The organism is Cupriavidus sp. 01T418 (assembly GCF_056398885.1).
Window position 1 is genome coordinate 158,069 of record NZ_JBFTQG010000003.1, and the last position, 23,113, is coordinate 181,181.

The window sequence follows — 23,113 nt, forward strand, 5'->3', positions numbered from 1 at the left end:
GAACAGAACACCCATGGAAATCCTGCTCAACGGCCGACCGCTCGTCCTTGCCGCCAACGCCACCCTGGCCGACGCGGTGGCCGGCGCGGGCATCGCGCCGCCCTTTGCCGCCGCGCTCAACGGCCAGTTCGTGCCGCGCGCCACGCATGCGGCCACCGCGCTCGCGGCTGGCGATCGTATCGACCTCGTGCAACCCGTGACGGGAGGCTGACCCAACATGACCCTCAATATCGCTGAATCCCGCCGCGACCTGCTCGGCGATCCCTTCGTGCTCTATGGCGAGTCGTTCGCCTCGCGCCTGTTGCTGGGCACCGCGCGCTATCCGTCTCCCGCCACCTTGCAGGCCGCGGTGGAAGTGGCGAAACCTGCCATGCTGACGGTAGCGCTGCGCCGCCAGGGCGCGGTCGGAGAAGGCGAGGGCGGCCAGGCCTTCTGGCAGATGCTCAGGTCGCTGGACGTGCCCGTGCTGCCCAATACCGCCGGCTGCATGGCGCCGCAGGAGGCCATCACCACCGCCATGATGGCGCGCGAAGTGTTCGAGACCGACTGGATCAAGCTCGAACTGGTGGGCGACGACTACACGCTGCAGCCCGATACGCTCAACCTGCCGGCCGTGGCCGAGACGCTGATCAAGGAAGGCTTCAAGGTGTTGCCTTACTGCACCGAAGACCTGGTGCTATGCCGCCGACTGCTGGACGTGGGCTGCCAGGCGCTGATGCCCTGGGCCGCGCCGATCGGCACCGGGAAGGGAGCGGTCAATCCACACGCCATGCGCCTGCTGCGCGAACGCCTGCCCGATACGCCGCTGATCGTGGACGCCGGCCTCGGCCTGCCCTCGCACGCGGCCCAGGTGCTGGAGTGGGGCTATGACGGTGTGCTGCTGAACACCGCGGTGGCGCAAGCCGCCTACCCGGTCAACATGGCGCGCGCCTTCGCGCTCGCCGTTGATGCCGGGCGCACCGCCTACCTGGCCGGCCCCATGCCCGAGCGCGATATCGCGCAGGCCAGCACGCCGGTGGTGGGCATGCCGTTCTGGCACGCCGAAGGCGCGGAGGACCGCGCATGACGAGCCGCAGTATTCAGGCCAGCGCAGACGCTGCGCTGCGCGATACGCTGCTGGCGCGCTACGGCGCCACCTTCGGCACCAGCGACAAGACCTGGCGCGCGTGGACACAGGCCAATGCGCCCGCCGCGCTCGGTGATGCCGACGTGGTGCTGTTCGACGGCGAAGCCGACGCGGCCACGCTGGCGCGCATTGGCGCCGCCGGCGCCATCGCCATCGAAAGCGACCGCGAGGGCGGGCAGTGGAGCGATACCGTGCGCTCGCCGATGGGCACGTGGGTGTTCGGCGCCCATGCCGATGGCGACACCGCGCATTCGCCGGACTTCGTGGCCGTGCTGCTGGCTTGCCTGGCGCTGCATTTTCCCGCGCATGACGCGCTGTGCCTGGCGCGCGCCTGGCAGCCAGGCGCGCTGGAGTGGCCGGTGGATTTCGCACGCTTCCCGCATGTGCGTCATGCCGCGCTGGTAGCCCCGGAGTTGCGTGCCGAGCCGTTTGCGCCATGCCCGCCGCTGGGTCTGTATGCGGTGGTGCCGAGTGCGGAATGGATCGAACGGCTGGTGCCGCTGGCTGTGCCCACCGTACAGCTGCGTTTCAAGTCCGGCGACGCGCAGGCCGTGCGCGGCGAAATCGAGCGTGCCGCCAGGGCCGCGCGCGGCAGCGCTTCGCGCCTGTTCATCAATGACCACTGGCGTGCTGCCATTGAATATCACGCCAGCCAGGGCGGCGATAGCGGCATCTACGGCATCCATCTCGGGCAGGAAGATCTCGACGAAGCCGACCTCGAAGCGCTGCGCGCCTCCGGGCTGCGGCTTGGCGTGTCCACCCACGGCTATGCCGAGATGCTGCGCGTGGCCACCATCGGCCCGAGTTACCTTGCGCTGGGCGCGATCTTCCCGACCACCACCAAGGTGATGCCGACCGCGCCGCAGGGGCTGGGGCGCTTCCATGCCTACGTCAAGCTGATGCAGCCCGTGGTGCCTTCGCTGGTGGGCATTGGTGGCGTCGATGCGGCGCGGCTGCCGCAGGTGCTGGCGGTTGGCGTGGGCAGCGCGGCTGTGGTGCGCGCGATCACCGAGGCGGCGGATGTGCCAGCCGCGGTGGCGACCCTGGTGGGGATGTTTCCGGCGGCTTGAATTGCCGCGGGACCCGCCTTCGGCCCGCCCGTCATCGATGAACCGGATAGGCTGGCGTGGTCACGACCATCCTGGTGCAGCCTGGCGACGCCGTCGCCGGGGGCCAGGCGGTGTTGGAACTCGAATAAAGGAAAGCCCGTTTTGGAAAGTCCCGCTCAGATTGTCCCGGTGGCACCGGGCACGCCCGAGAAGCCCTACTTCGGCATCGATGTGCCGCTGATGCGCCATCTCGGCCTGCAGCCCGTGCAGATGGAAGAAGGCCTGTGCCGCACGCGCCTGCCGGTCAGCCCGTTCCTGGTCAACAGCCGGGGCGACGTACACGGCGGCACCTTGATGGCGACGCTGGATTTCACGTTGAGCGGCGCAGCGCGCTCGCACGCGCCGCTGGATACCGGTGTGATCACCATCGATATGTCCACGCACTTCCTGGCTGCCGCGCGCGGCGAACTGCACCTGGAAGCGCGCTGCATGCGGCGCGGCGCGCGCATCGCTTTTTGCGAAGGCGAAGTGAAGAACGCCGCCGGTGAAGTGGTGTGCGTGGCGCGCGCGGCGTTCAAGCTGGTGCCGCTGAGCAGCGGCGGCGACTGACGCTTCAGGCCTTGCCCTGCGCCGCACGGTAGACCTGGGCGAAGCGGGCCTGCTGGACGATGCCGTAGTCGTTCGGCGCGTATTGCATCAGCCAGTCTCCGGCCGCCCCGTGCAGCACGTCGCCGCCGGCGGAGCGGGCAATGCTGAAGGCTTCGTCCATGCGTTTGGCCAGCACCACGCCGGGGATGTTCTGGTAGGCGCCGTCCTGGCCGTGCCTGCCGGCTTGCAGCGGCTGGTACCTGGCGTCGAAGCGTTCGCGCGACACGACCCAGCGGTCGCCGGTGGAGCCGGTGACGATGGCGTCGCCGTCCTGGTAGCGGTTGGGGCCTTCGAGGCTGATGAGTTCGCCCGCGGCGGTGGCGAAGGCTACCTGCACGACTTCGTGTTTTTGGTAGGAAGCGGCGGCGGGGTCGGTGCGCAGGTCGATGTGGCTGAGGGTGGGCATGGTGGAGAAGTGCGGACAGTTGTACAGTTGTTGCCGAAGCGCCCGATCATACTTGCATCAACCCAGTACCCGCGGCGCAAATCCATGGTTCAGCGGACCATTGCCCGCTCCCAGTTCCAGATCGGCCCCACTTAAAATCGCGTCGGCCACGAAATCCAGGGCCACTTCCACCGCATCTTCCAGCGCATCGCCTCTTGCCAACTGCGCCGCGATGGCCGCCGCCAGCGTGCAGCCGGTGCCGTGCAGATTGCGGGTATCCACGCGCTGATGCGAAAACACGCGTACGGTGCCATCGGCACGCAGCAGCAGGTCGTCCAGCCCGGCATCCGCCGGGTCCAGGTGCCCGCCCTTGAGCAGCACCGCCGGGCAGCCCAGCGCGACCAGGTCGCGTGCGGCCTGCTCCATCTCGTCGCGCCGGGTGATCTTGCGGCCCAGCAGGCTGGACGCCTCCGGCAGGTTGGGGGTGACCAGCACGGCGCGCGGGAACAGCAGGCGCACCATGGCCTGGGCGGTGGCGTCGTCCGCCAGCGTGGCGCCGGAGGTGGAGATCATCACCGGGTCCACCACCAGCCGGCGGATGCCGTGGCGGTCCAGCGCGGCGGCTACCGCCTCGACGATGTCTGCCGTGCCCAGCATGCCGGTCTTGGCAGCGTCGACGCCGATATCGCTCGCCACCGCGTCGATCTGCGCCGCCACCATATCGGCCGGGATGGCGTGCACGCCACTCACCCCCAGGGTGTTCTGCGCGGTGATGGCGGTGATCGCGCTCATGCCGAAGCAGCCCAGCGCCGCAAAGGTCTTGAGATCGGCCTGGATGCCGGCGCCGCCACCGGAATCGGAGCCGGCGATGGTCAGGGTGCGCGGGGGGCGGAGTGTCGTCGGGGTCATGTATCGGCCGGGCGGAAAACAAAAAATCGTGTTGGCGGCAACGCGCAGCGCCGCCGGGCAGGCTACAATACCGCCACTCCGAGGAGCGTTGCAACGAATGGACCCCATTGTGCCATTCGCCAGGCTCGGACTGTCTTCAACGGCGCTCGCTGATCCGTGGCATATACACACGGAGGCGAGTCGACCTATCCGCCCGTTATGCAAAGTGATGCAAAGTGGCTTTTCGCCACGGCATGGCGCGGCCGTATCCCCCGCACTCGTCCTTCGTCGCCACTCTTCATCGGAGTGAAACATGAACGCAGTGACTGATCTGAAAAACGACTACCTGGTGGCGGACATCAGCCTGGCTGGCTGGGGCCGCAAGGAAATCGCCATCGCCGAAACCGAAATGCCTGGCCTGATGGCCATCCGCGACGAGTTCGCCGCCGCCCAGCCGCTCAAGGGCGCGCGCGTCGCCGGCTCGCTGCACATGACCATCCAGACCGCCGTGCTGATCGAGACGCTGGTCGCGCTCGGCGCCGACGTGCGCTGGGCCTCGTGCAACATCTTCTCGACCCAGGACCACGCCGCCGCGGCCATTGCCGCATCGGGCACGCCGGTGTTCGCCTTCAAGGGCGAATCGCTGAAGGAATACTGGGACTTCACCCACCGCATCTTCGACTGGAAGGATGGCGGTACCCCCAACATGATCCTGGACGACGGCGGCGATGCCACGCTGCTGCTGCACCTGGGCGCCCGCGCCGAGAAGGATGCTTCGCTGCTGGCCAACCCGGGCAGCGAGGAAGAAATCTTCCTGTTCGCCGCGATCAAGGAAAAGCTGGCCAAGGATCCGTCCTGGTACAGCCGCAACCTGGACGCCATCAAGGGCGTGACCGAGGAAACCACCACCGGCGTGCACCGCCTGTACCAGATGGCGCAAAAGGGCGAACTCAAGTTCCCCGCCATCAACGTCAACGACTCGGTGACCAAGAGCAAGTTCGACAACCTCTATGGCTGCCGTGAATCGCTGGTGGACGGCATCAAGCGCGCCACCGACGTGATGATCGCCGGCAAGGTTGCCCTGGTGGCCGGCTACGGCGACGTGGGCAAGGGCAGCGCGCAGGCACTGCGCGCGCTGTCGGCCCAGGTCTGGGTGACTGAAGTCGACCCGATCTGCGCACTGCAGGCCGCGATGGAAGGCTACCGCGTGGTGACCATGGAATACGCTGCCGACAAGGCCGACATCTTCGTCACCTGCACCGGCAACTACCACGTCATCACGCATGACCACATGGCCAGGATGAAGGACCAGGCCATCGTCTGCAATATCGGCCACTTCGACAACGAGATCGACATCGCCTCGCTGGAAAAGTACGAGTGGGACGAGATCAAGCCGCAGGTCGACCACGTGGTCTTCCCCGACGGCAAGAAGATCATCATCCTGGCCAAGGGCCGCCTGGTGAACCTGGGCTGCGGCACGGGCCACCCGTCGTACGTGATGAGCAGCTCGTTCGCCAACCAGACCATCGCCCAGATCGAACTGTGGCAGGAGCGCGATAGCGGCAAGTACCCGGTCGGCGTCTACACGCTGCCCAAGCACCTGGACGAGAAGGTCGCGCGCCTGCAGCTGAAGAAGCTCAACGCGCAGCTGTCCGAGCTGACCGAGCAGCAAGCGGCCTATATCGGCGTGAAGAAGGAAGGCCCGTACAAGGCCGATCACTACCGTTATTGATTCGCCTTGATTGATTCGCCATTGGCCGGTCTGCGGATCGGCGACCCGCGGCGCCCGCGCGCCGCGGGCGTCTGGCCCCGAACCCGTTTCACCCAAGCGAAGGAGTCGTCATGAGATTGCTGGCCGTCTGGATCATCAATGCCGCCGCGCTGTTCCTGGTGGGTAGCCTGATCGACGGGATTCATCTTGGCGGCTTCGGCTCGGCCATGGTCGCCGCGCTGGTGCTTGGCCTGGTGAACACCTTGATCCGCCCGATCCTGGTGATCCTCACGCTGCCGGTGACGCTGCTGACGCTGGGCCTGTTCATCTTCGTGATCAACGCGCTGCTGTTCCTGTTCGTGGGCAAGCTGCTGGCCGGTTTCGTGGTCACCGGCTTTGGCGCGGCCTTGCTCGGCTCGATTCTCTACAGTGTGATTTCCTGGGCGCTGTCCAGCCTGCTGCTCGGCGAGCGCCGCAGCGCCTGACGCCGTCCGGCGCTCCACGCCACTCTTTCAGCGCGCCGTGCCATAGGCGGCGCGCCACCATCATGCAAGACCGCTACTTCAGCTTCGAATTCTTCCCGCCCAAGACGGCGGAAGGCGCCGAGAAGCTGCGCAACACGCGTGCGCAGCTCGCTCCGCTGCATCCCAAGTTCATCTCGGTGACCTTTGGCGCCGGCGGCACCACCCAGCAGGGCACGCTGGACGCCGTGCTGGAAATCCAGCGTGAAGGTATCGAGGCCGCGCCGCACCTGTCGTGCGTGGGCTCCTCGCGCGAGAGCATCCGCAATATCCTCCGGACTTATCGCGACAGCGGCATCCGCCATATCGTGGCGCTGCGCGGCGACATGCCGTCCGGCATGGGCGAGATCGGCGAGTTCCGCTTTGCCAACGAACTGGTGGAATTCATCCGCGCCGAGACCGGAGACTGGTTCAATATCGAAGTGGCGGCCTATCCCGAGTACCACCCGCAGGCCAAGTCGCCCCGCCACGATCTCGATAATTTCGTGCGCAAGGTCAAGGCCGGCGCCAACTCGGCCATTACCCAGTATTTCTTCAACGCCGACGCCTACTTCCGTTTTGTCGACGATGCGCGCGCCATGGGCGTCGACGTGCCAATCGTGCCGGGCATCATGCCGATCACCAATTCGTCGCAGCTGATGCGCTTCTCCGAGATGTGCGGCGCCGAAGTGCCGCGCTGGATCGCCAAGCGGCTGGAAGGCTTCGGCGACGATCGCGAATCGATCCGCGCCTTCGGGCTGGATGTGGTCACCGCGCTGTGCGAGCGCCTGCTGGCCGCCGACGTGCCGGGGCTGCATTTTTATACGCTCAATACGGCCAGCGCCACCAAGGCCATCTGGCAACGTCTGAAGCTCTGAGGCCTCCGGCCACGATCAGCCCATGCCAGCGCGCCCGGATCCCTTCATCGACCACCTGCTCGAACTGATGGGGCCGCTGGCGGCGCGCATCGGCCCCATCACCACGCGCCGCATGTTCGGCGGCCATGCCCTGTACTACGACGGCCTGGTGTTCGCGCTGGTGCTGGGCGGGCGCTGCTTCCTGAAGGTCGACGACAAGACGCGCGCCCGTTTCGAGGCCGAGGGCGGTGAGCCATTCCGCTACAGCCGCGCCGGGCGCGAGATCGCCATGCTGCACTACCTGAGCGCGCCGCCGGCCTGCCTGGAGTCGGCCGAAGCCATGACGGCATGGGCGCGGCTGTCGGTCGAATCGACGCTGCGGCTGGCCAACCAGGCCGGCTGAGCCAGCGGCCGGAACCCGTTCCGGCACCCGGCCGCGCGGTGGCATACTTGGGCCCATGGCCACCGCCGTCACCGCTACGTTTCGTTTCTACGAGGAACTGAACGACTTCCTGCCGCGTGCGCAGCGCGGGCTGGACTGCGTTTGCGCCTGCGCGCGCGCCGCCACCGTCAAGCACATGATCGAGGCGCTGGGCGTGCCGCATACCGAGGTCGAGCTGATCCTGGTGAACGGCGAGTCATGCGGGTTCGAGCGCCTGCTGCAGGAGGGCGACCGCGTATCCGTTTATCCCAAGTTCGAAGCGTTCGACGTCACGCCGCTGCTGCGCGTGCGCGGCGAGCCACTGCGCGCCACGCGCTTCGTCGCCGATGCCCACTTGGGCGGGCTGGCCCACCTGCTGCGCCTGACCGGCTTCGACACCCTTTACGACAACCATTTCGCCGATAGCGAGATCGAGGCCATCGCCATGCGAGAGGGGCGCATCGTGCTCACGCGCGACCGGGAGCTGCTCAAGCGGCGCGGCGTTACCCACGGATGCTATGTGCGGGCCATCAAGGCCACGCCGCAGTTGCGGGAGATCTTCGCCCGGCTCGACCTGGCGCGCAGTGCGCGGCCGTTCTCTTTATGCCTGGACTGCAACGTGCCGCTGCGGGCGATCGACAAGGCCGAGGTGGATGGCCGGGTACCGGCGGGGGTGTTCGCGCGGCAGGCGCGGTTTGTTACCTGCGGTTGTTGCCGGCGCGTGTTCTGGGAGGGGTCGCACTGGCGGCATATGCGCGAACTGGTGGATGAGCTGGTGCCGCGCGGCCCCGATTGAGCCGATGCGGATCAGAAGGCGCCAGCCTCGCTGACGATCCAGTCCATCGGCAGGTCGTGCGGCTGCGGCGCTAGCGCGATGCGGCAGGCTTCATGGCCGATACCGATCGCCAGCGGCGTGCCGCCCGCGGCAGCCAGCGCCGCCAGCGTGCGGTCGTAGAAGCCGCCGCCATAGCCCAGGCGGAACTTATCCGGGCTGAAACCGACACAGGGAATGAGCAGCACGTCAGGCAACAACGGCGGCGTGCCGTCCGGCACGGGAATGCCATAGTGCCCGGCAACCATCGGCGTGCCTGGCTCCCACAGGTGGAAATCCAGGGGCGCGCCAGGCCGGCTGACCACCGGCAGCGCTGCCTGCCGCGCGGGCGAGCCGGCGAGCCAGCGCGAGACCGCGGCGCGGGCATCGAATTCCTGCTGGATCGGCCAGTAGAAACCCAGGCAATGCACTGGCAGGCGCTCCAGCAGGGCGGCCAGCGTGGCTTCGATGGCGGCATCGGCGGCGGGACGCTGGCGGAGCGTGGCGCGCAGCGCCAGCAAGCGGCGCCGCAGCGCCGCCCGCTGCACGCCGGAGTCTGGATTTCCGGGATCGCCGGAGTAGGTGCGAACGTCGTCGCTGGGCATGGCTGCGTGGGATAATGGCTGCGATTGACCAAACACTGCACGGCCGGATGGGCGCCCTCGCAACGGGTGGTCCGGCTGTCACAACAAGGAAGAAGAATGCCGAAGGGAGTATATCCGCAGCGTGTGGCCAAGGCCGCCCTGGCGGCAATCGCGTGCGCACTGCTTGCCACGCCGGTATTTGCGCAGAAGCGGCCCCAGCCGCAGCCGCAGTCGCTGGCCATCCCGAGCAACCCCGACGACGCTTTCGTGGCGCTGCGCGAAGCCGCCCGCAAGAACGACGCGGCACGCACCGACGCGATCTCCGGCACCCTGGTGGACTATCCGATCTCGTCGTACGTCGAGTATTTCCGCATCAAGCCGCAGATGTTCGACGCCAGCGGCCTGGCCCGCATCGACGCCCCGGACGACCAGGTGCGCGCCTTCCTGCAGCGCTACAAGGGCGAAGCCATCGCCGACCGCATGCGCAACGACTGGCTGCTGGTGCTGGGCAAGAAGCGCGACTGGGCGAATTTCGATGTCGAATACCCGCAGTTCGTGCTCAAGGACGACACGCAGGTGGAGTGCTATGCCTTGCTGTCGCGCGCGCTCAAGGGCCAGAACGTGGCGGCCGACGCGCGGCCCGCGCTGTCCGATCCGAGGTACTACGGCGAAGGCTGCGTCGACCTGATCGGCTACCTGGCGCAAAGCAGGCAGATCGAGCCCAGCGACGTGGCCTTCCAGGCGCGCCAGGCGCTGGAGCAGAACTTCGTGACGCTGGCTGGCCGCATTGCCGTCGCCGTGCCGGAGGCCCGCGGCGACAGCGACACGCTCGCCACCGTGGTCAAGATGGCGCGCAACGATCCCTCCCAGGCCGCGTCCTACCTGAGCGCCAACGCCGGCAGCCTGTCGCGCGACGAGCAAGGCGCGGGCTGGGGCGTGATCGGCCAGTTCGCGGCCAAGAAGCTGGCGCCCGAAGCCGCCAGCTTCTACCGCCGCCAGATGGACCTGGGCGGCAACCAGTGGCTGTCCGACGAAACCCAGGAGTGGCGCGTGCGCGCCGCGCTGCGCCAGGGCGACTGGGCGCAGGTGCGCCAGGCGGTGGAGCTGATGCGCCCCGAGCTGCGCGCCAAGGATCCGGCCTGGACTTACTGGTACGGCCGCGCGCTCAAGGCGGATAACCGGGGCGCCGAGGCCGAGAAGCAGTTCCAGTCGATCGCCGGCCAGTTCAACTTCTACGGCCAGCTGGCCAGCGAGGAACTGGGCAACCGGATCGTGCTGCCGGCCCGCACCCAGGTCAGCGATGCCGAGGTCAATGCCATGCGCGGCCGCGCGGGCTTCCTGCGGGCGCAGAAGTTCTATGACCTCGACCTGCGCTTCGAGGGCAACCGCGAGTGGAACTGGGAGCTGCGTGGCATGACCGACCGCCAGCTGCTGGCCGCCGCCGACTACGCCCGCCGCATCGAGCTGCTGGACCGCGCCGTCAACACCGCCGACCGCACCCAGGCCGAGCACGATTTCACGCTGCGCTTCCTGATGCCCTACCGCGACATCATGCAGCGTGCCACCGACGAAGTGGGCCTGGATATGGCGTGGGCCTATGGCCTGGTGCGCCAGGAATCGCGCTTCATCATGAATGCGCGCTCGTCGGCCGGCGCCCATGGCCTGATGCAGGTGATGCCGGCCACCGCCAAGTGGGTCGCGCGCAAGATCGGCATGGGCGATTTCTCTCCCTCGATGATGGGCGATCCCAATATCAACATCGTGCTCGGCACCAACTACATGAGCATGGTGCTGACCGACCTGGACAGCTCCTTGACGCTGGCGTCGGCCGCCTACAACGCCGGCCCGGGCCGCCCCAAGAGCTGGCGCTCCAGTCTGCAGCGCCGGGTCGAGGGCGCGATTTTCGCCGAAACCATTCCTTTTGCGGAAACCCGGACCTACGTCAAGAATGTGCTGTCGAACGCCACGTACTATGCTGCATTGATGAGCGGCCGGCCGCAGTCGCTCAAGGATCGCCTGGGCATGGTGGCGCCGTCGCAGATGACCACCACCAGCCTGCCCTGAGTCTTCGGGGCGCACGGTCTGCCGGCCAATGCGGTTGCCGGCGCGTTCACCGGTCCTGGTGAACGCGCCAGTCATGCTTTGCCACGGAGAAATCCATGCAGACCAGCAATGTTCTAGTGATCGGAGGAGCCGGCTTCGTCGGCAGTCACCTGGTGGCCCGGCTGGCAGGCGTCGCCACCGCGTCGGCTACGCTGCTGGAGCCCGGCACCGTCGTGGAGCCGCCCCTCGACCCCGAGCGCATCGTGGTCGCCACCCGCGACGCCGAGCACGCACAGCACCTGCTGCTGCTGCCGCGGGTGGAAGTGACCGAGCTGGATGTGAGAAACGATATCGCGCTGGATGCGGCCATCGGCACGCTTGGCACCGAAGGCATCGTGGTCAACCTGATCGGCATCCTCCACGGGGAACGTGCCGAGCCGTACGGCGAGGCGTTCGCCTTCGCGCATGTGGAGGTGCCGCGGCGCATCGTGCAAGCCTGCCGGCGCACCGGTGTGCGCAGGCTGTTGCATATGAGCGCGCTGGGCGCCGACAGCGCGGGCCCGTCGATGTACCTGCGCAGCAAGGGCGACGGCGAGCGCGTGGTGCGCGACAGCGGCCTGGACTGGACCATCTTCCGTCCCTCCGTGATCTTCGGCCCCGACGATCATTTCCTCAATCTCTTCGCCCACATGCAGCAATTGGCGCCGGTGGTCCCGCTGGCCTGCGCGCAGGCCAAATTCCAGCCGATATACGCGGGCGACGTGGCGCAGGCCTTCGTCAATGCCATGGCCACGCCGGCCACCATCGGCCGCGCCTACGACCTGGCCGGGCCGCAGGTCTATACGCTGGAGGATCTGGTGCGCTATGCCGGCCGTGCCAGCGGCCACCCACGCCCGGTCGTGCAACTGCCGGACGCGCTCGCGCGCGTGCAGGCCGCCATCCTGGAACACATGCCGGGCACGCCGGTGATGTCGCGCGACAACCTCGACTCCATGCAGCTCGACAACGTCATGCACGGGCCGATCGCGCCCGAGCTTGGCCTGCGCCAGCCGATGGGGCTTGAAGTGGTGATGACCGACGTGCTGGCGGGCCGTGGCCACGAAAGCTATATGCAGGTACTGCGGCGTAGCATCCATCGCTGAGCCGCAAGCCACGCCGGCGCGGCGCGCGGCAGGCTGGCCAAGTGCCCCGCCAGGTCTCGCATGTGACCTGGATTCACATCGCTGCGAGTGTAATTCGCTTGGAGGGGCTTGGCGCGGCTGGCTACAATGGTCCGTTCGCCGGCGCGCTGTCCGCCCGCTTCGCGTGGCGGCTTGCCCCGGCCTCACTCTCCCCCATGTTTCCTGCAAGGAGCACAGCGATGAAGCTCGTCATCGGCAACAAGAATTACTCGTCCTGGTCGCTGCGTCCCTGGTTGCTGATGCGGCATGCCGGTATCGCCTTCGAGGAGATCAAGGTGCGCCTGGCCGCGCCCGGGTTTGACGAAGCGGTCGCCCAGTACTCGCCCGCCGGCAAGGTGCCGGTGCTGGTCGATGGCGAAATCACCGTATGGGATACGCTGTCGATCGCCGAATACCTGGCCGAGACCTTCCCGGGAAAGCAACTCTGGCCGGCCGACCGTGCGCAGCGGGCGTACGCGCGCTCGATCTGCGCCGAGATGCATTCGGGTTTCGGCAACCTGCGCAGCCAGTTGCCGATGAATGTCACCGCGGTGCTGCCGGGCCGGGGCTGGAACGTGGCGGTGCAGCGCGATGTCGACCGCATCGCCACGATCTGGGCCGACCTGCGCGCGCGCCATGCCGCCGCCGGTCCGTTCCTGTTCGGCACCTTCACCATCGCCGATGCGTATTTCGCGCCGGTGGTCAGCCGCTTTGCCACCTATGGCATCCACCTGCCCGATGCCGCCAAGCAATATGCGGACTTCATCCTTGCGCTGCCGGCCATGCAGGCCTGGATCGCCGATGCGCGCGAGGAGCGCGATTTCCTGGCCTCGGACGAGCTCTACCGACTGGTCCCCGATCGTGCCGACGCGATCGTGATCAACCATTGAGTCAGTCCATGCAGGTGTATGCCGTAGGCGGTGCCATCCGCGACGCTCTGCTGGGCCAGCCTAGCCAGGACCGCGACTACGTAGTGGTGGGCGCGACCCCGGCCGAGATGGAAGCCGCCGGCTATAAGCCGGTGGGCAAGGATTTCCCGGTCTTCCTCCATCCGCGGACCCGGGAGGAGTACGCGCTCGCCCGCACCGAGCGCAAGACCGCGGCCGGGTACAAGGGCTTTGCCTTCTACTGCTCGCCGGACGTGACACTGGAAGACGACCTGGTGCGGCGCGATCTCACCATCAACGCCATGGCGCAGGCCGTGGGCGACGATGGCGCGCTGACYGGCCCGGTGATCGATCCCTACGGCGGGCAGCGCGACCTGGCCGCGCGGCAGTTCCGGCATGTGTCGGACGCTTTTGCCGAAGATCCGGTGCGGATCCTGCGCGTGGCGCGCTTCGCCGCGCGGTTCGTCGATTTCACCGTGGCGCCCGAGACGCTGGTGCTGATGCGCCGCATGGTGGAAGCGGGCGAGGTCGACGCGCTGGTGGCGGAGCGCGTCTGGCAGGAACTCGCACGCGGCCTGATGGAAGCGCGGCCCTCGCGCATGTTCGAGGTGCTGCGCGAATGCGGCGCGCTGGCGCGCCTGCTGCCCGAGCTGGACCGGCTATGGGGCGTGCCGCAGCGTGCCGACTACCATCCGGAGGTGGATACCGGCGTGCATGTGATGATGGTGGTGGATACCGCCGCCGCCATGGGGGCAGCGCTCGCCGTGCGCTTTGCCGCGCTGGTGCACGACCTGGGCAAAGGCACCACGCCGCAGGACGTGCTCCCGCGGCACATCGGCCATGAGCAGCGCAGCGTGGCATTGCTGGAGGCGGTTTGCAAGCGCTTGCGCGTGCCCACCGAGTGCCGCGACCTGGCGGTGGTGGTGGCGCGCGAGCACGGCAATATCCATCGTTCGGAGGAGTTCGGCGCGGCGGCGTTGACGCGTTTGCTGGAGCGCTGCGATGCGTTGCGCAAGCCGGCGCGTTTTGCCGAGGCGCTGCAGGCGTGCGAGGCCGATGCGCGCGGGCGGCTTGGGTTCGAGGACCGGGCGTATCCGCAGACGGCGCGGTTATTGATGGCGCTGGAAGCGGCTTCTTCGGTGGATGCGGGAGCGGTGGCGCAGGAGTGCGCTGGCAATGTCAGCCTGATCAAGGACCGTGTGCATGCGGCCCGGGTGGCGGCAGTGGCGGCGCGGTTGGGGGAGTAACAACTTCGGCCAATGCCGCTGGTTTGCTCCACTTTCCCGCCTGCGGGAGGGGGCGGGGGAGAGGCGGGCGCTCGCAGCAGCGATCTCCGGCACACCACCAGCGCAGCGGCCTTGGTCGCTACAGCAGCTTCCCAATCACCAGCGCCACCATCGACAACAAGATCGTCGAAGCGAACGGCAACACAAACTCCCGCCCGAACAGCCGGAACCGCAGGTCTCCCGGCAACCGCCCAAGGCCCAGCTTCTGCAGCCACGGCAGCGCCGCCGACAGCACGATGACGGCGAGGAAGATGGTGAAGGTCCAGCGCAGCATGGTGCGTGCCTAAAGATAGAGGGTAGAGTGCCCCGACTATAGCGCGTGGCTGCGGTCGCCGCGCGCGAATCCCGCCAGCGGCAGCGCCGCATCGAAGTCGCGGGTCAGCGCGATGACCTTGAACAACTCGCCCATCTCGGCTTCCGACAGCAGCTTTTGCACCGCATTGGCCGCCGGCAGGAAGTTGCGCGTGTCGTCAGGGTCCAGCGCCATCAGCAGCTCGGTGATGCCGGCATTCATCAGGAAGCGCGCCTGCGAGGCGAAGCCGGCCACCGTCAGCCCGGTATCGGCGGCGGCATGGGCGATGCCGCTGAAGTTGACGTGGGCGGTGATGTCCTGCAGCCCGGGGTAGAGGAAGGGATCCGGGTGGGCGTGATGGCGGTAGTGGCACATCAGCGTGCCGCCGACCCGCTGCGGATGGTAGTACTCCGCGACCGGGAAGCCGTAGTCGATCAGGAACACCGCGCCGCGTGTCAGCATCGTCCCCACCGCACGCATGAAGCCTTCGGCCTCGGCGTGGGTTTCGGTGACGATGTCGTGGCCGCCGGCCACGGCGTTCAGCGCTTCGGGCAGGGCGTCGGCCGCCACGGGGCGGTCGGAGAAGACAAAGGCGGCATCCGCGTCACCAGCGCCGGCATCCTGGCGAACCACGCCGCGCTCCAGCCAGCGGCCGTGGCTGCGGGCAAACAGGCGTACCGGCATGGCATCCAGCACTTCATTGCCGACGACAATCCCTTCGAAATGCTCGGGCAGCGTATCCAGCCAGCTCACGCGCGGCGCCAGGTGCGGGGCGCGTGCGGCCAGCGTGGCCTGCTGGCGCGCGCGCAGCTCGCCGGAGAGTTCGACGATCGCATAGCGCTCGGGCAACTGGCCTTCATGCTCCAGCGCCAGCAGCAGGTCGGCGGCGAGCCGGCCGGTGCCGGCGCCGAATTCCAGCACCTGCGACAGGCCCTGCGCCAATAGCGGCGTGAACTGGCGCGCGAGCGTGCGGGCGAAGAAGGGGCTGAGTTCGGGGGCGGTGATGAAGTCGCTGCCGTCGCGCGCATCGCGGCCGAATTTGGCGGCGCCGCCGCTGTAGTAGCCCAGGCCGGGCGCATATAGCGCAAGCGCCATATAGCGGTCGAAACCGAGCCAGCCACCGGCGTCGTCGATCGCCTGGCCGATGTGGGCGGTCAGCGCGGCGGACGACGACAGTGCGTCGGCGGGGGGAAGGGGTAAACTAACGCCTTTGTGCATACCGCGATTGTAGCAATGCCCGCCTCCGAATCTCCTGACTCCGTATCGCCTGCCGGCGCCCACACCGCCGCAGCCTCCGCCACCCCCGCGCGCGGCGTTGCGCTCGTGACCGGCGCCGCGCGCCGGCTCGGACGCGTGATCGCGCTGGAACTGGCCGCCCGCGGCTGGGATGTGGCGGTGCACTGCCACAGCTCGCTGGCCGAGGCCGAGGCGCTGGCCGGACAGATCCGCGCCGGCGGCCGCCGGGCCGCGGTGCTGCAGGCCGACCTGTCCGACGAGGCTTCCACCTCCAGGCTGATCGCTGCCTGCGGCGATGCGCTGGGCGTGCCGACCTGCCTGGTCAACAACGCCTCGCTGTTCCAGTACGACGTGGCCACCAGCTTTTCCTATGCCTCGCTCGACACCCACATGCGCATCAATGTGGCCGCGCCGCTGCTGCTGGCGCGCGACATGCACCGGGCGCTGCCGGACAAGCAGCGCGGCGTGGTGATCAACCTGCTCGACCAGAAGCTGGACAACCTGAATCCGGATTTCCTCTCCTACACGCTGTCCAAGGCGGCACTGCAGACCGCCACCGTGCAACTGGCCCAGGCCCTGGGACCGAAGCTGCGCGTGGTGGGCGTGGCGCCCGGCATCACCATGGCCTCGGGCGACCAGTCCAGCCCCGGCTTCAAGCGCGCCCACCGCATGACGCCGCTGGGACAGTCGTCCACCCCCGAGGACATCGCGCAGGCCGTGGCCTACCTGGCCGAGGCGCGCGCCGTGACCGGCACCACGCTTTACGTCGACGGCGGCCAGCATTTGATGCCGCTGGCGCGCGATGTGATGTTCCTGACCGAATGACGTACCCGGCGCGCGCCCCGGAACGCGCGCGCTTTCTCCGATTTTTTCCCCTCTCTCCATCATGACCATGCTCGCCGCCCTCATCCACCCCAGCCTGCAGGACTGCCGCCGCATGTTCCTGCGCAACTACGAAGTGCAGATCAATATCGGCGTGCACGAATTCGAAAAAAAGGGCGAGCAGCGCGTGCTGATCAATATCGACCTGTTCGTGCCGCTGGCCCAGAGCACGCCGCAGGACGACAAGCTGCAGGAAGTGGTGGACTACGACTTCATGCGCAACACCGTGGCCGAGCGCATGGCGCAGGGCCACGTCCACCTGCAGGAAACCCTGTGCGACGACGTGGCGCGCGCCATGCTCAAGCACCCCAAGGTGCGCGCCGTGCGCGTTTCGACCGAAAAGCCCGACGTGTACCCGGACTGCGATTCGGTCGGCGTCGAGGTTTTCCATATCAAGAGCGAGTGACACGCGCAAGTAGTCCAAGCCAGCAACACGGCTGGCGGCCGGCGCGGGGTGGCCGGTCACGGTAAAATACGCGGTTGTCCGCCCCCGGCAGGTGCATGTGATGCACCTGCCGCACCAGGCGCCGCTTCGACCTTTGCTCTGCCGCCCCCGATCGCCATGACCGCCACCACGCATTCCAAGAACTTCTTCCGCCTGGAGACCTATCTCCAGTCGCAGACGGGCCGTGCCATCGGCGACTTCAAGATGATCGAGGATGGCGACACGGTGCTGGTCTGCCTGTCCGGCGGCAAGGACTCGTACACCATGCTGTCGGTGCTGATGGCGCTGCAGAAGCGGGCGCCGGTCAAGTTCAAGCTGATCGCGATGAACCTCGACCAGAAGCAGCCCGGCTTCCCCGCGCATATCCTGCCGGCCTACCTGAAATCGGTCGGGGTGGAGTATGTGATCGTCGATGCGGATACCTATTCCATCGTCAAGGAGAAGGTGCCAGAGGGCAAGACCACCTGCTCGCTGTGCTCGCGCCTGCGCCGCGGCGTGATCTACCGTACTGCCAAGGAGCTGGGCGCCAACAAGATCGCGCTGGGCCACCACCGCGACGACATCATCCAGACCTTCTTCCTGAACCTCTTCTTCGGCGGCAAGATGAAGGCGATGCCGCCCAAGCTGGCCACCGACGACGGCCAGCACATCGTGATCCGTCCGCTGGCCTATTGCCCGGAAAAGGATATCGCCGCCTACGCGCGCGCCATGGAATACCCCATCATCCCGTGCAACCTGTGCGGTTCGCAGGAGAACCTGCAGCGCAAGAAGGTCAAGGAGATGCTGGTGGAATGGGAGCGGCAGAACCCGGGCCGCACCGACAATATCTTTGCCGCGCTGCGCAGCGTGGTGCCTTCGCACCTCGCGGATACCGAACTGTTCGATTTCAACGGCCTGGCCGCGGGCCTGGCCAAGGTGGACGAGGCCGCGCTGTTCGGCGAGACCACCTACTCCCAGCAGCCGCTGGTCTTTGCCGGCAGCATGGAAGAGAACAAGCTGGAATTCGTGCGCTTCGAGAAGTCCGTGCCGGCCGGAACGACGCAGCCCGCCGCCGAGTAAGCCGGCTTCCTTCCCTCAGTCCTCCCCCCGCGCCGGCTGCGCTGCCGCCGCATTGGCGGAGCCTTCCCGCATCAGCGAGTCGGCATCGTCGATCCAAGCCTGGAACCGCTCCACCGCGTGCGCCTTCTGCTCCGGCGTGGTCAGGTTGGCGATGGTGACAATCAGCGCCAGCCCGGCTTCCTTATTGGCCTCGTAGCGCACGTTGCGCTCCCGCGTCGGCGGGTTCTGCCAGTGATCGCCATAGCGCTTGAGCATGTCGACGACCTGGACCTTGGGCGGATGATCGGCCTGCACCTGGCGCGCCAGCGCCAGCCATTCCTGCTGGCGCCTGACTCTTTCGGCGTAGCGCGCCTCGGCGCCTTGCACCACCGGGACCATGGCGCGCCGGATAGTGGCTTCCTGGGCACTGGAGAAGCGCCCGTAGACCAGCCGCGCATAGTCCATCACCTTGTCGAAACGGGCCTCCTCGCGGGCAGACGGCTCCGGGCGCAGGTATTTCTTGCGGTACTTGGCGTTGGCTTCGGCGAATTTCTTCTCCATACGGGCGCTCTGGTCCGGCGTCAGCGTCAGCAGCAGGTCGGCCACATCGGGCGTGGAGCGGTCGAAGGCCACGCGCGCCAGGCGCTGGGCGTCTTCCTGGATCCTGGCCACCGCGGCCACGGATACCGGTTGCTGCACTTCGCTCTTGACCTGCCGCAGCAAGCGGACGATCTCGGGCAGCTGGGCCTTGCGATGCCAGGCAAAGAAGCGGGCAATGGCATCGCGCGTGGGCGGGTCCTGGCTGGCGGAAACATCGACGTAGTTGTCGATCCACCAGTAGGCCAGCCGGTCGCCCTGCTGGTAGCCCAGTTTCATGGCGCTGCAGGCCGTCAGGGCGACCATGACTGTGGCAAGGACGAGACGACGCAGATGGTCCCTTCGCAGGAAGGGAAAAGGCGTCAAACGGCGTAAAACCGCCATGATAAAATCCTTTTCCACACGTTCAGGTGCCTGTTCGCGCCCGCCATTCCCGTTCGCCGGGGGCTTCGCGGCCCGCATCGGGGGTTGGGCCAGGAGCCTGACCGACGCTGCAGATCCCCGGCCATCGCCGGGGAGTGCATCAAACGCATCAGACACGTCAAACGCATCAAACGAGTCAAACGCTTCAATCGGCTTTTTGGACACACTCACTTAGGACCCTCCTTGTGAATATCGTCATTCTCGCTGCAGGAATGGGCAAGCGGATGAACTCCGCGTTGCCCAAGGTCCTGCATCCGCTCTCTGGCCGGCCATTGCTTGCGCATGTGATTGATGCGGCACGGAAACTGTTGCCAACGCGGCTTGTGGTGGTGGTGGGACACGGCGCCGATCGCGTGCGCGAGGCGGTCGGCGCGCAAGACGTCGCCTTCGCCCTGCAGGCCGAGCAGCTTGGCACCGGCCACGCCGTGGCGCAGGCGCTGCCGCTGCTCGATGACAGCCAGCCCACGCTGGTGCTCTATGGCGATGTACCGCTGACCGAGCCATCCACCCTGCAGCGCCTGGTGGCCGAGGCCGGAAACGGGCGCTTCGGCATCCTGACCGTGGAGATGGATGATCCCTCCGGCTACGGCCGTATCGTGCGCGAAGACGGGCGTATTGTGCGCATCGTCGAGCAAAAGGATGCCAGCGAGCAACAGCGCGCCATCCGCGAAATCAATACCGGCATCATCCTGGCGCCCACCGGCCACCTGCGCCGCTGGCTCGCCACGCTGCGTAACGACAACGCCCAGGGCGAGTACTACCTCACCGATACCGTCGAGCGCGCGGTCGCGGAAGGCGTCGAAGTGGTCTCGGCGCAGCCCGCTGCACTGTGGGAAACGCTTGGCGTCAACAGCAAGGTGCAACTCGCCGAGCTGGAGCGCATCCACCAGCGCAACCTGGCCCAGCGTTTGCTGGAAGCCGGCGTGACGCTGCTCGATCCGGCACGCATCGATATCCGCGGCGAACTCACCTGCGGGCGCGACGTCACCATCGACGTCAACTGTGTGTTCGAAGGGCGCGTGCACCTGGCAGACGGCGCGCAGATCGGCGCCAACTGCGTGATCCGCAACAGTACCGTGGGTGCCGGCGCGCGGGTGCAGCCGTTCTGTCATTTCGAGGACGCCAGCGTCGGCGCGGAAGGCCGCATCGGCCCGTACGCGCGGCTGCGCCCCGGCACGGTGCTGGCCGAGGACGTGCATATCGGCAACTTCGTCGAAGTCAAGAACAGCCAGATCGCGGCACACAGCAAGGCCAATCACCTGGCCTATGTGGGCGACGCCACAGTCGGCTCGCGCGTCAATATTGGCGCGGGCACCATCACCTGCAACTATGATGGCGTGAACAAGTTCCGCACCGTGATCGAGGACGATGTCTTTATCGGCTCCGACACGCAGCTGGTCGCTCCGGTGACCGTGCGCCGCGGGGCCACCATCGGCGCCGGCACCACGCTGACCAAGGAGGCGGCCGCCGACAAGCTGACGCTGTCGCGTGCCAGGCAGACGACGCTCGACGGGTGGCAGCGCCCGGTCAAGCAAGCAAAAAAATGAGTCCCGCCGCCGACCGGCCCGGATAAGGGCCGGCGGCACAGGCAATCCGCGGGCGACGGCGCTGCCGTCCTCGCAGCAATCATCCGGTGCGGCCATGCCCGCACCCTGTGGGAGAAGAATATGTGCGGCATCGTCGGCGCGGTTTCCGCGCGCAATATCGTTCCGGTCCTGATCGAAGGCCTGCGTCGCCTCGAGTACCGCGGCTATGATTCCTGCGGCGTGGCCGTGGTGCGCGAGGGCGCGCTCGAGCGCGCCCGCACCGTGTCGCGCGTGGCCGACCTGGACGAGCAGACCCGCGCGTCCGGCCTGGCCGGCATGACCGGCGTGGCGCACACGCGCTGGGCCACGCACGGCAAGCCCGACACCACCAATGCTCACCCGCATTTCTCGGGCGAGAGCATTGCACTGGTGCACAACGGCATCATCGAGAACTACGAGCCGCTGCGCGAAGAGCTGCGCGCCGCCGGCTATGGTTTCGAGTCGCAGACCGATACCGAGGTGGTCGCCCACCTGATCCACCAGGTCTACACGTATCCGAGCAGCGCCACGCGCGGCGACCTGTTCGCCTCGGTGCGCGCGGTGACCAAGCGCCTGCACGGCGCCTACGCTATTGCCGTGTTCTCCAAGGACCATCCCGAGCGCGTGGTCGGCGCCCGCGCTGGCTCGCCGCTGGTGGTGGCGCTGGGCGACAATGAATCCTTCCTGGCTTCCGACGCGCTGGCCGTGGCCGGCACCGCCAACCGCATCATCTACCTGGAGGAAGGCGACGTGGTGGAGATCACCCGCGAGGGCGCCACCATCCACGACGTGCACGATCACCTGGTCGAGCGCGAGGTGCGCGTGGTCGAAACCCACGCCACCGCCGTGGAGCTGGGCCCTTACCGCCACTTCATGCAAAAGGAAATCTTCGAGCAGCCGCGCGCGCTTGGCGACACGCTGGAAGGCATCGAAGCCATTACCCCGGAGCTGTTCGGCGCGAACGCGCAGAGCGTGTTCAGCGAGATCGACAGCGTGCTGATCCTGGCCTGCGGCACCAGCTACTACTCGGGCTGCACCGCCAAGTACTGGCTCGAATCGGTCGCCAAGATCCCGACCCAGGTCGAGGTGGCTAGCGAATACCGCTACCGCGAGACCGTGCCCAACCCGCGCGCGCTGGTGGTGGTGATTTCCCAGTCCGGCGAAACCGCCGACACCATGGCCGCGCTGCGCCATGCCAGGTCGCTGGGCCACACCCATACCCTGGCGGTGTGCAATGTGGCCACCAGCGCCATGGTGCGAGAGACCGAGCTGCGCTTCCTGACCCGTGCCGGCACCGAGATCGGCGTGGCCTCGACCAAGGCCTTCACCACCCAGCTCGCCGCGCTGTATATGCTGACGCTGGCGCTGGCCAAGGTGCGCGGCAGGCTGACTGCCGAGGCCGAGGCGGCCGCGCTGACCAACCTGCGCCACCTGCCCGTCGCGCTGCACGGCGTGCTGGCGCTGGAGCCGCAGATCATCTCCTGGTCCGAAGACTTCGCCCGCCGCGAGAACGCGCTGTTCCTGGGCCGCGGCCTGCACTACCCGATTGCTCTTGAAGGCGCGCTCAAGCTCAAGGAAATCTCCTACATCCACGCCGAGGCCTATCCTGCCGGCGAGCTCAAGCACGGCCCGCTGGCCCTGGTGACCGAGGCCATGCCCGTGGTCACGGTGGCGCCCAACGACGCGCTGCTGGAGAAGCTCAAGTCCAATATCCAGGAAGTGCGCGCCCGTGGCGGCCGGCTGTATGTGTTCGCCGACAGCGACACCCACATCCAGTCCACCGAGGGCATCCAGGTGATCCGCCTGCCCGAGCACTACGGCGACCTCTCGCCGATCCTGCACGTGGTGCCGCTGCAGTTGCTGGCCTACCATACGGCCTGCGCACGCGGCACCGACGTGGACAAGCCGCGCAATCTCGCCAAGTCGGTCACGGTGGAGTAAGCGAAGCAAGCCGTGCCGCCCGGTGAGAAGGGCAATCCGACGTCAGGCTCATTCCATGGAATCGTTGCCGGCCGCTACGTGGAACGGTTGCGATGACACTCCGGTCCGCTGCAATGGGATGCAGGCACGATAGTACGTTCCAACCTACCCACTTATAGCGCTCGGTACCATTGCGGCGCCGTGGTGGGCAGGGTGCTGGCTTGCTATTTTGACCTCGCTCGCGGCTGGGTGGCTTGCACGGAGTTCAGCTGCCGCGAGCAGGTCGCTGCTGCGGCAAGCATGCTTCACCAACAGGCAGAAGGCCTTGCAGCGGATGCGGCAACCTTCAAGCTTGAGGT

24 protein-coding genes and 1 riboswitch are annotated in these 23,113 nt (G+C 67.4%); of the genes, 18 read left to right on the plus strand and 6 right to left on the minus strand.

Annotated features, from left to right (window positions below; translation table 11 throughout):
- Positions 1–13: 13 nt before the first annotated feature.
- From thiS to AC1DQ3_RS04955, 4 genes are all read left to right on the plus strand, one after another.
- Positions 14–211: a sulfur carrier protein ThiS gene (gene thiS, locus AC1DQ3_RS04940; protein ID WP_477119061.1), complete on the plus strand. Its 198-nt coding sequence runs from the start codon at positions 14–16 to the stop codon at positions 209–211.
- Between the two features lie 6 nt (positions 212–217).
- Positions 218–1,066 (plus strand): thiazole synthase, encoded by an 849-nt coding sequence (locus AC1DQ3_RS04945; protein ID WP_477119062.1) that lies wholly within the window; start codon positions 218–220, stop codon positions 1,064–1,066.
- Entirely contained in the window at positions 1,063–2,196 is a 1,134-nt protein-coding gene (locus AC1DQ3_RS04950; protein WP_477119063.1) for a thiamine phosphate synthase, read from the plus strand. Before AC1DQ3_RS04945 ends, AC1DQ3_RS04950 begins: the two co-directional genes overlap by 4 nt.
- 141 nt (positions 2,197–2,337) lie before the next feature.
- Positions 2,338–2,784 (plus strand): PaaI family thioesterase, encoded by a 447-nt coding sequence (locus AC1DQ3_RS04955; RefSeq protein ID WP_477119064.1) that lies wholly within the window; start codon positions 2,338–2,340, stop codon positions 2,782–2,784.
- 4 nt (positions 2,785–2,788) lie between these two features.
- Here AC1DQ3_RS04955 and AC1DQ3_RS04960 read toward each other — a convergent pair whose 3' ends face one another.
- Positions 2,789–3,229 carry a PGDYG domain-containing protein gene (locus tag AC1DQ3_RS04960; RefSeq protein WP_477119065.1) on the minus strand — a complete coding sequence of 147 codons (441 nt, stop codon included), beginning with the start codon at positions 3,227–3,229 and terminating at the stop codon, positions 2,789–2,791.
- Between the two features lie 57 nt (positions 3,230–3,286).
- Positions 3,287–4,117 carry a bifunctional hydroxymethylpyrimidine kinase/phosphomethylpyrimidine kinase gene (thiD, locus tag AC1DQ3_RS04965; protein ID WP_477119066.1) on the minus strand — a complete coding sequence of 277 codons (831 nt, stop codon included), beginning with the start codon at positions 4,115–4,117 and terminating at the stop codon, positions 3,287–3,289.
- 74 nt (positions 4,118–4,191) lie between these two features.
- Positions 4,192–4,272, plus strand: a riboswitch (S-adenosyl-L-homocysteine riboswitch).
- A gap of 137 nt (positions 4,273–4,409) precedes the next feature.
- Between thiD and ahcY the strand changes: the two genes are divergently transcribed.
- The 5 genes from ahcY to AC1DQ3_RS04990 all read left to right on the plus strand — a co-directional run bounded on the left by ahcY (position 4,410) and on the right by AC1DQ3_RS04990 (position 8,381).
- On the plus strand, positions 4,410–5,828 hold the full coding sequence (gene ahcY / locus AC1DQ3_RS04970; RefSeq protein WP_477119067.1) for an adenosylhomocysteinase: 1,419 nt from the start codon (positions 4,410–4,412) through the stop codon (positions 5,826–5,828).
- A 110-nt stretch (positions 5,829–5,938) separates the two neighbouring features.
- Positions 5,939–6,292 carry a phage holin family protein gene (locus AC1DQ3_RS04975; protein WP_477119068.1) on the plus strand — a complete coding sequence of 118 codons (354 nt, stop codon included), beginning with the start codon at positions 5,939–5,941 and terminating at the stop codon, positions 6,290–6,292.
- Positions 6,293–6,354: 62 nt separating this feature from the next.
- On the plus strand, positions 6,355–7,185 hold the full coding sequence (metF, locus tag AC1DQ3_RS04980) for a methylenetetrahydrofolate reductase [NAD(P)H] (RefSeq protein WP_477119069.1): 831 nt from the start codon (positions 6,355–6,357) through the stop codon (positions 7,183–7,185).
- Positions 7,186–7,207: 22 nt separating this feature from the next.
- On the plus strand, positions 7,208–7,567 hold the full coding sequence (locus AC1DQ3_RS04985; RefSeq protein WP_477119070.1) for a TfoX/Sxy family protein: 360 nt from the start codon (positions 7,208–7,210) through the stop codon (positions 7,565–7,567).
- Positions 7,568–7,622: 55 nt separating this feature from the next.
- Positions 7,623–8,381 carry a Mut7-C RNAse domain-containing protein gene (locus tag AC1DQ3_RS04990; RefSeq protein ID WP_477119071.1) on the plus strand — a complete coding sequence of 253 codons (759 nt, stop codon included), beginning with the start codon at positions 7,623–7,625 and terminating at the stop codon, positions 8,379–8,381.
- Positions 8,382–8,392: 11 nt separating this feature from the next.
- Here the strand turns inward: AC1DQ3_RS04990 and AC1DQ3_RS04995 are convergent, their stop codons facing one another.
- A complete protein-coding gene (locus AC1DQ3_RS04995; protein ID WP_477119072.1) occupies positions 8,393–9,001 on the minus strand; it encodes a 5-formyltetrahydrofolate cyclo-ligase in 609 nt (202 codons plus the stop codon).
- Between the two features lie 96 nt (positions 9,002–9,097).
- Between AC1DQ3_RS04995 and AC1DQ3_RS05000 the strand changes: the two genes are divergently transcribed.
- From AC1DQ3_RS05000 to AC1DQ3_RS05015, 4 genes are all read left to right on the plus strand, one after another.
- Positions 9,098–11,044, plus strand: a complete 1,947-nt coding sequence (locus tag AC1DQ3_RS05000; RefSeq protein ID WP_477119073.1) for a lytic transglycosylase domain-containing protein — start codon at positions 9,098–9,100, stop codon at positions 11,042–11,044.
- A 95-nt stretch (positions 11,045–11,139) separates the two neighbouring features.
- On the plus strand, positions 11,140–12,165 hold the full coding sequence (locus AC1DQ3_RS05005; protein WP_477119074.1) for a complex I NDUFA9 subunit family protein: 1,026 nt from the start codon (positions 11,140–11,142) through the stop codon (positions 12,163–12,165).
- A 218-nt stretch (positions 12,166–12,383) separates the two neighbouring features.
- Entirely contained in the window at positions 12,384–13,073 is a 690-nt protein-coding gene (locus tag AC1DQ3_RS05010) for a glutathione S-transferase family protein (protein WP_477119075.1), read from the plus strand.
- 8 nt (positions 13,074–13,081) lie between these two features.
- Positions 13,082–14,317, plus strand: a complete 1,236-nt coding sequence (locus AC1DQ3_RS05015; RefSeq protein WP_477119076.1) for a multifunctional CCA addition/repair protein — start codon at positions 13,082–13,084, stop codon at positions 14,315–14,317.
- Between the two features lie 118 nt (positions 14,318–14,435).
- Here the strand turns inward: AC1DQ3_RS05015 and AC1DQ3_RS05020 are convergent, their stop codons facing one another.
- Together AC1DQ3_RS05020 and AC1DQ3_RS05025 are read right to left on the minus strand one after the other, a co-directional pair.
- Entirely contained in the window at positions 14,436–14,630 is a 195-nt protein-coding gene (locus tag AC1DQ3_RS05020; RefSeq protein ID WP_477119077.1) for a DUF2905 domain-containing protein, read from the minus strand.
- 36 nt (positions 14,631–14,666) lie between these two features.
- Positions 14,667–15,866, minus strand: a complete 1,200-nt coding sequence (locus AC1DQ3_RS05025; RefSeq protein ID WP_477119078.1) for a class I SAM-dependent methyltransferase — start codon at positions 15,864–15,866, stop codon at positions 14,667–14,669.
- A 15-nt stretch (positions 15,867–15,881) separates the two neighbouring features.
- Between AC1DQ3_RS05025 and AC1DQ3_RS05030 the strand changes: the two genes are divergently transcribed.
- The 3 genes from AC1DQ3_RS05030 (at position 15,882) to ttcA (ending at position 18,270) form a co-directional block, all read left to right on the plus strand.
- Entirely contained in the window at positions 15,882–16,709 is an 828-nt protein-coding gene (locus tag AC1DQ3_RS05030; RefSeq protein ID WP_477119079.1) for an SDR family oxidoreductase, read from the plus strand.
- Between the two features lie 61 nt (positions 16,710–16,770).
- A complete protein-coding gene (locus tag AC1DQ3_RS05035) occupies positions 16,771–17,172 on the plus strand; it encodes a dihydroneopterin aldolase (protein ID WP_477119080.1) in 402 nt (133 codons plus the stop codon).
- A 156-nt stretch (positions 17,173–17,328) separates the two neighbouring features.
- Positions 17,329–18,270 (plus strand): tRNA 2-thiocytidine(32) synthetase TtcA, encoded by a 942-nt coding sequence (gene ttcA / locus AC1DQ3_RS05040; RefSeq protein ID WP_477119081.1) that lies wholly within the window; start codon positions 17,329–17,331, stop codon positions 18,268–18,270.
- Positions 18,271–18,285: 15 nt separating this feature from the next.
- On the opposite strand, the gene AC1DQ3_RS05045 is transcribed toward ttcA, so the two are convergent.
- Positions 18,286–19,152, minus strand: a complete 867-nt coding sequence (locus AC1DQ3_RS05045) for a DUF6279 family lipoprotein (protein ID WP_477119082.1) — start codon at positions 19,150–19,152, stop codon at positions 18,286–18,288.
- Between the two features lie 302 nt (positions 19,153–19,454).
- On the opposite strand from AC1DQ3_RS05045, the gene glmU reads away from it, so the two are divergent.
- Entirely contained in the window at positions 19,455–20,816 is a 1,362-nt protein-coding gene (gene glmU / locus AC1DQ3_RS05050) for a bifunctional UDP-N-acetylglucosamine diphosphorylase/glucosamine-1-phosphate N-acetyltransferase GlmU (protein ID WP_477119083.1), read from the plus strand.
- Between the two features lie 120 nt (positions 20,817–20,936).
- Positions 20,937–22,775 (plus strand): glutamine--fructose-6-phosphate transaminase (isomerizing), encoded by a 1,839-nt coding sequence (gene glmS / locus AC1DQ3_RS05055; protein WP_477119084.1) that lies wholly within the window; start codon positions 20,937–20,939, stop codon positions 22,773–22,775.
- The last annotated feature ends 338 nt before the right edge of the window (positions 22,776–23,113 follow it).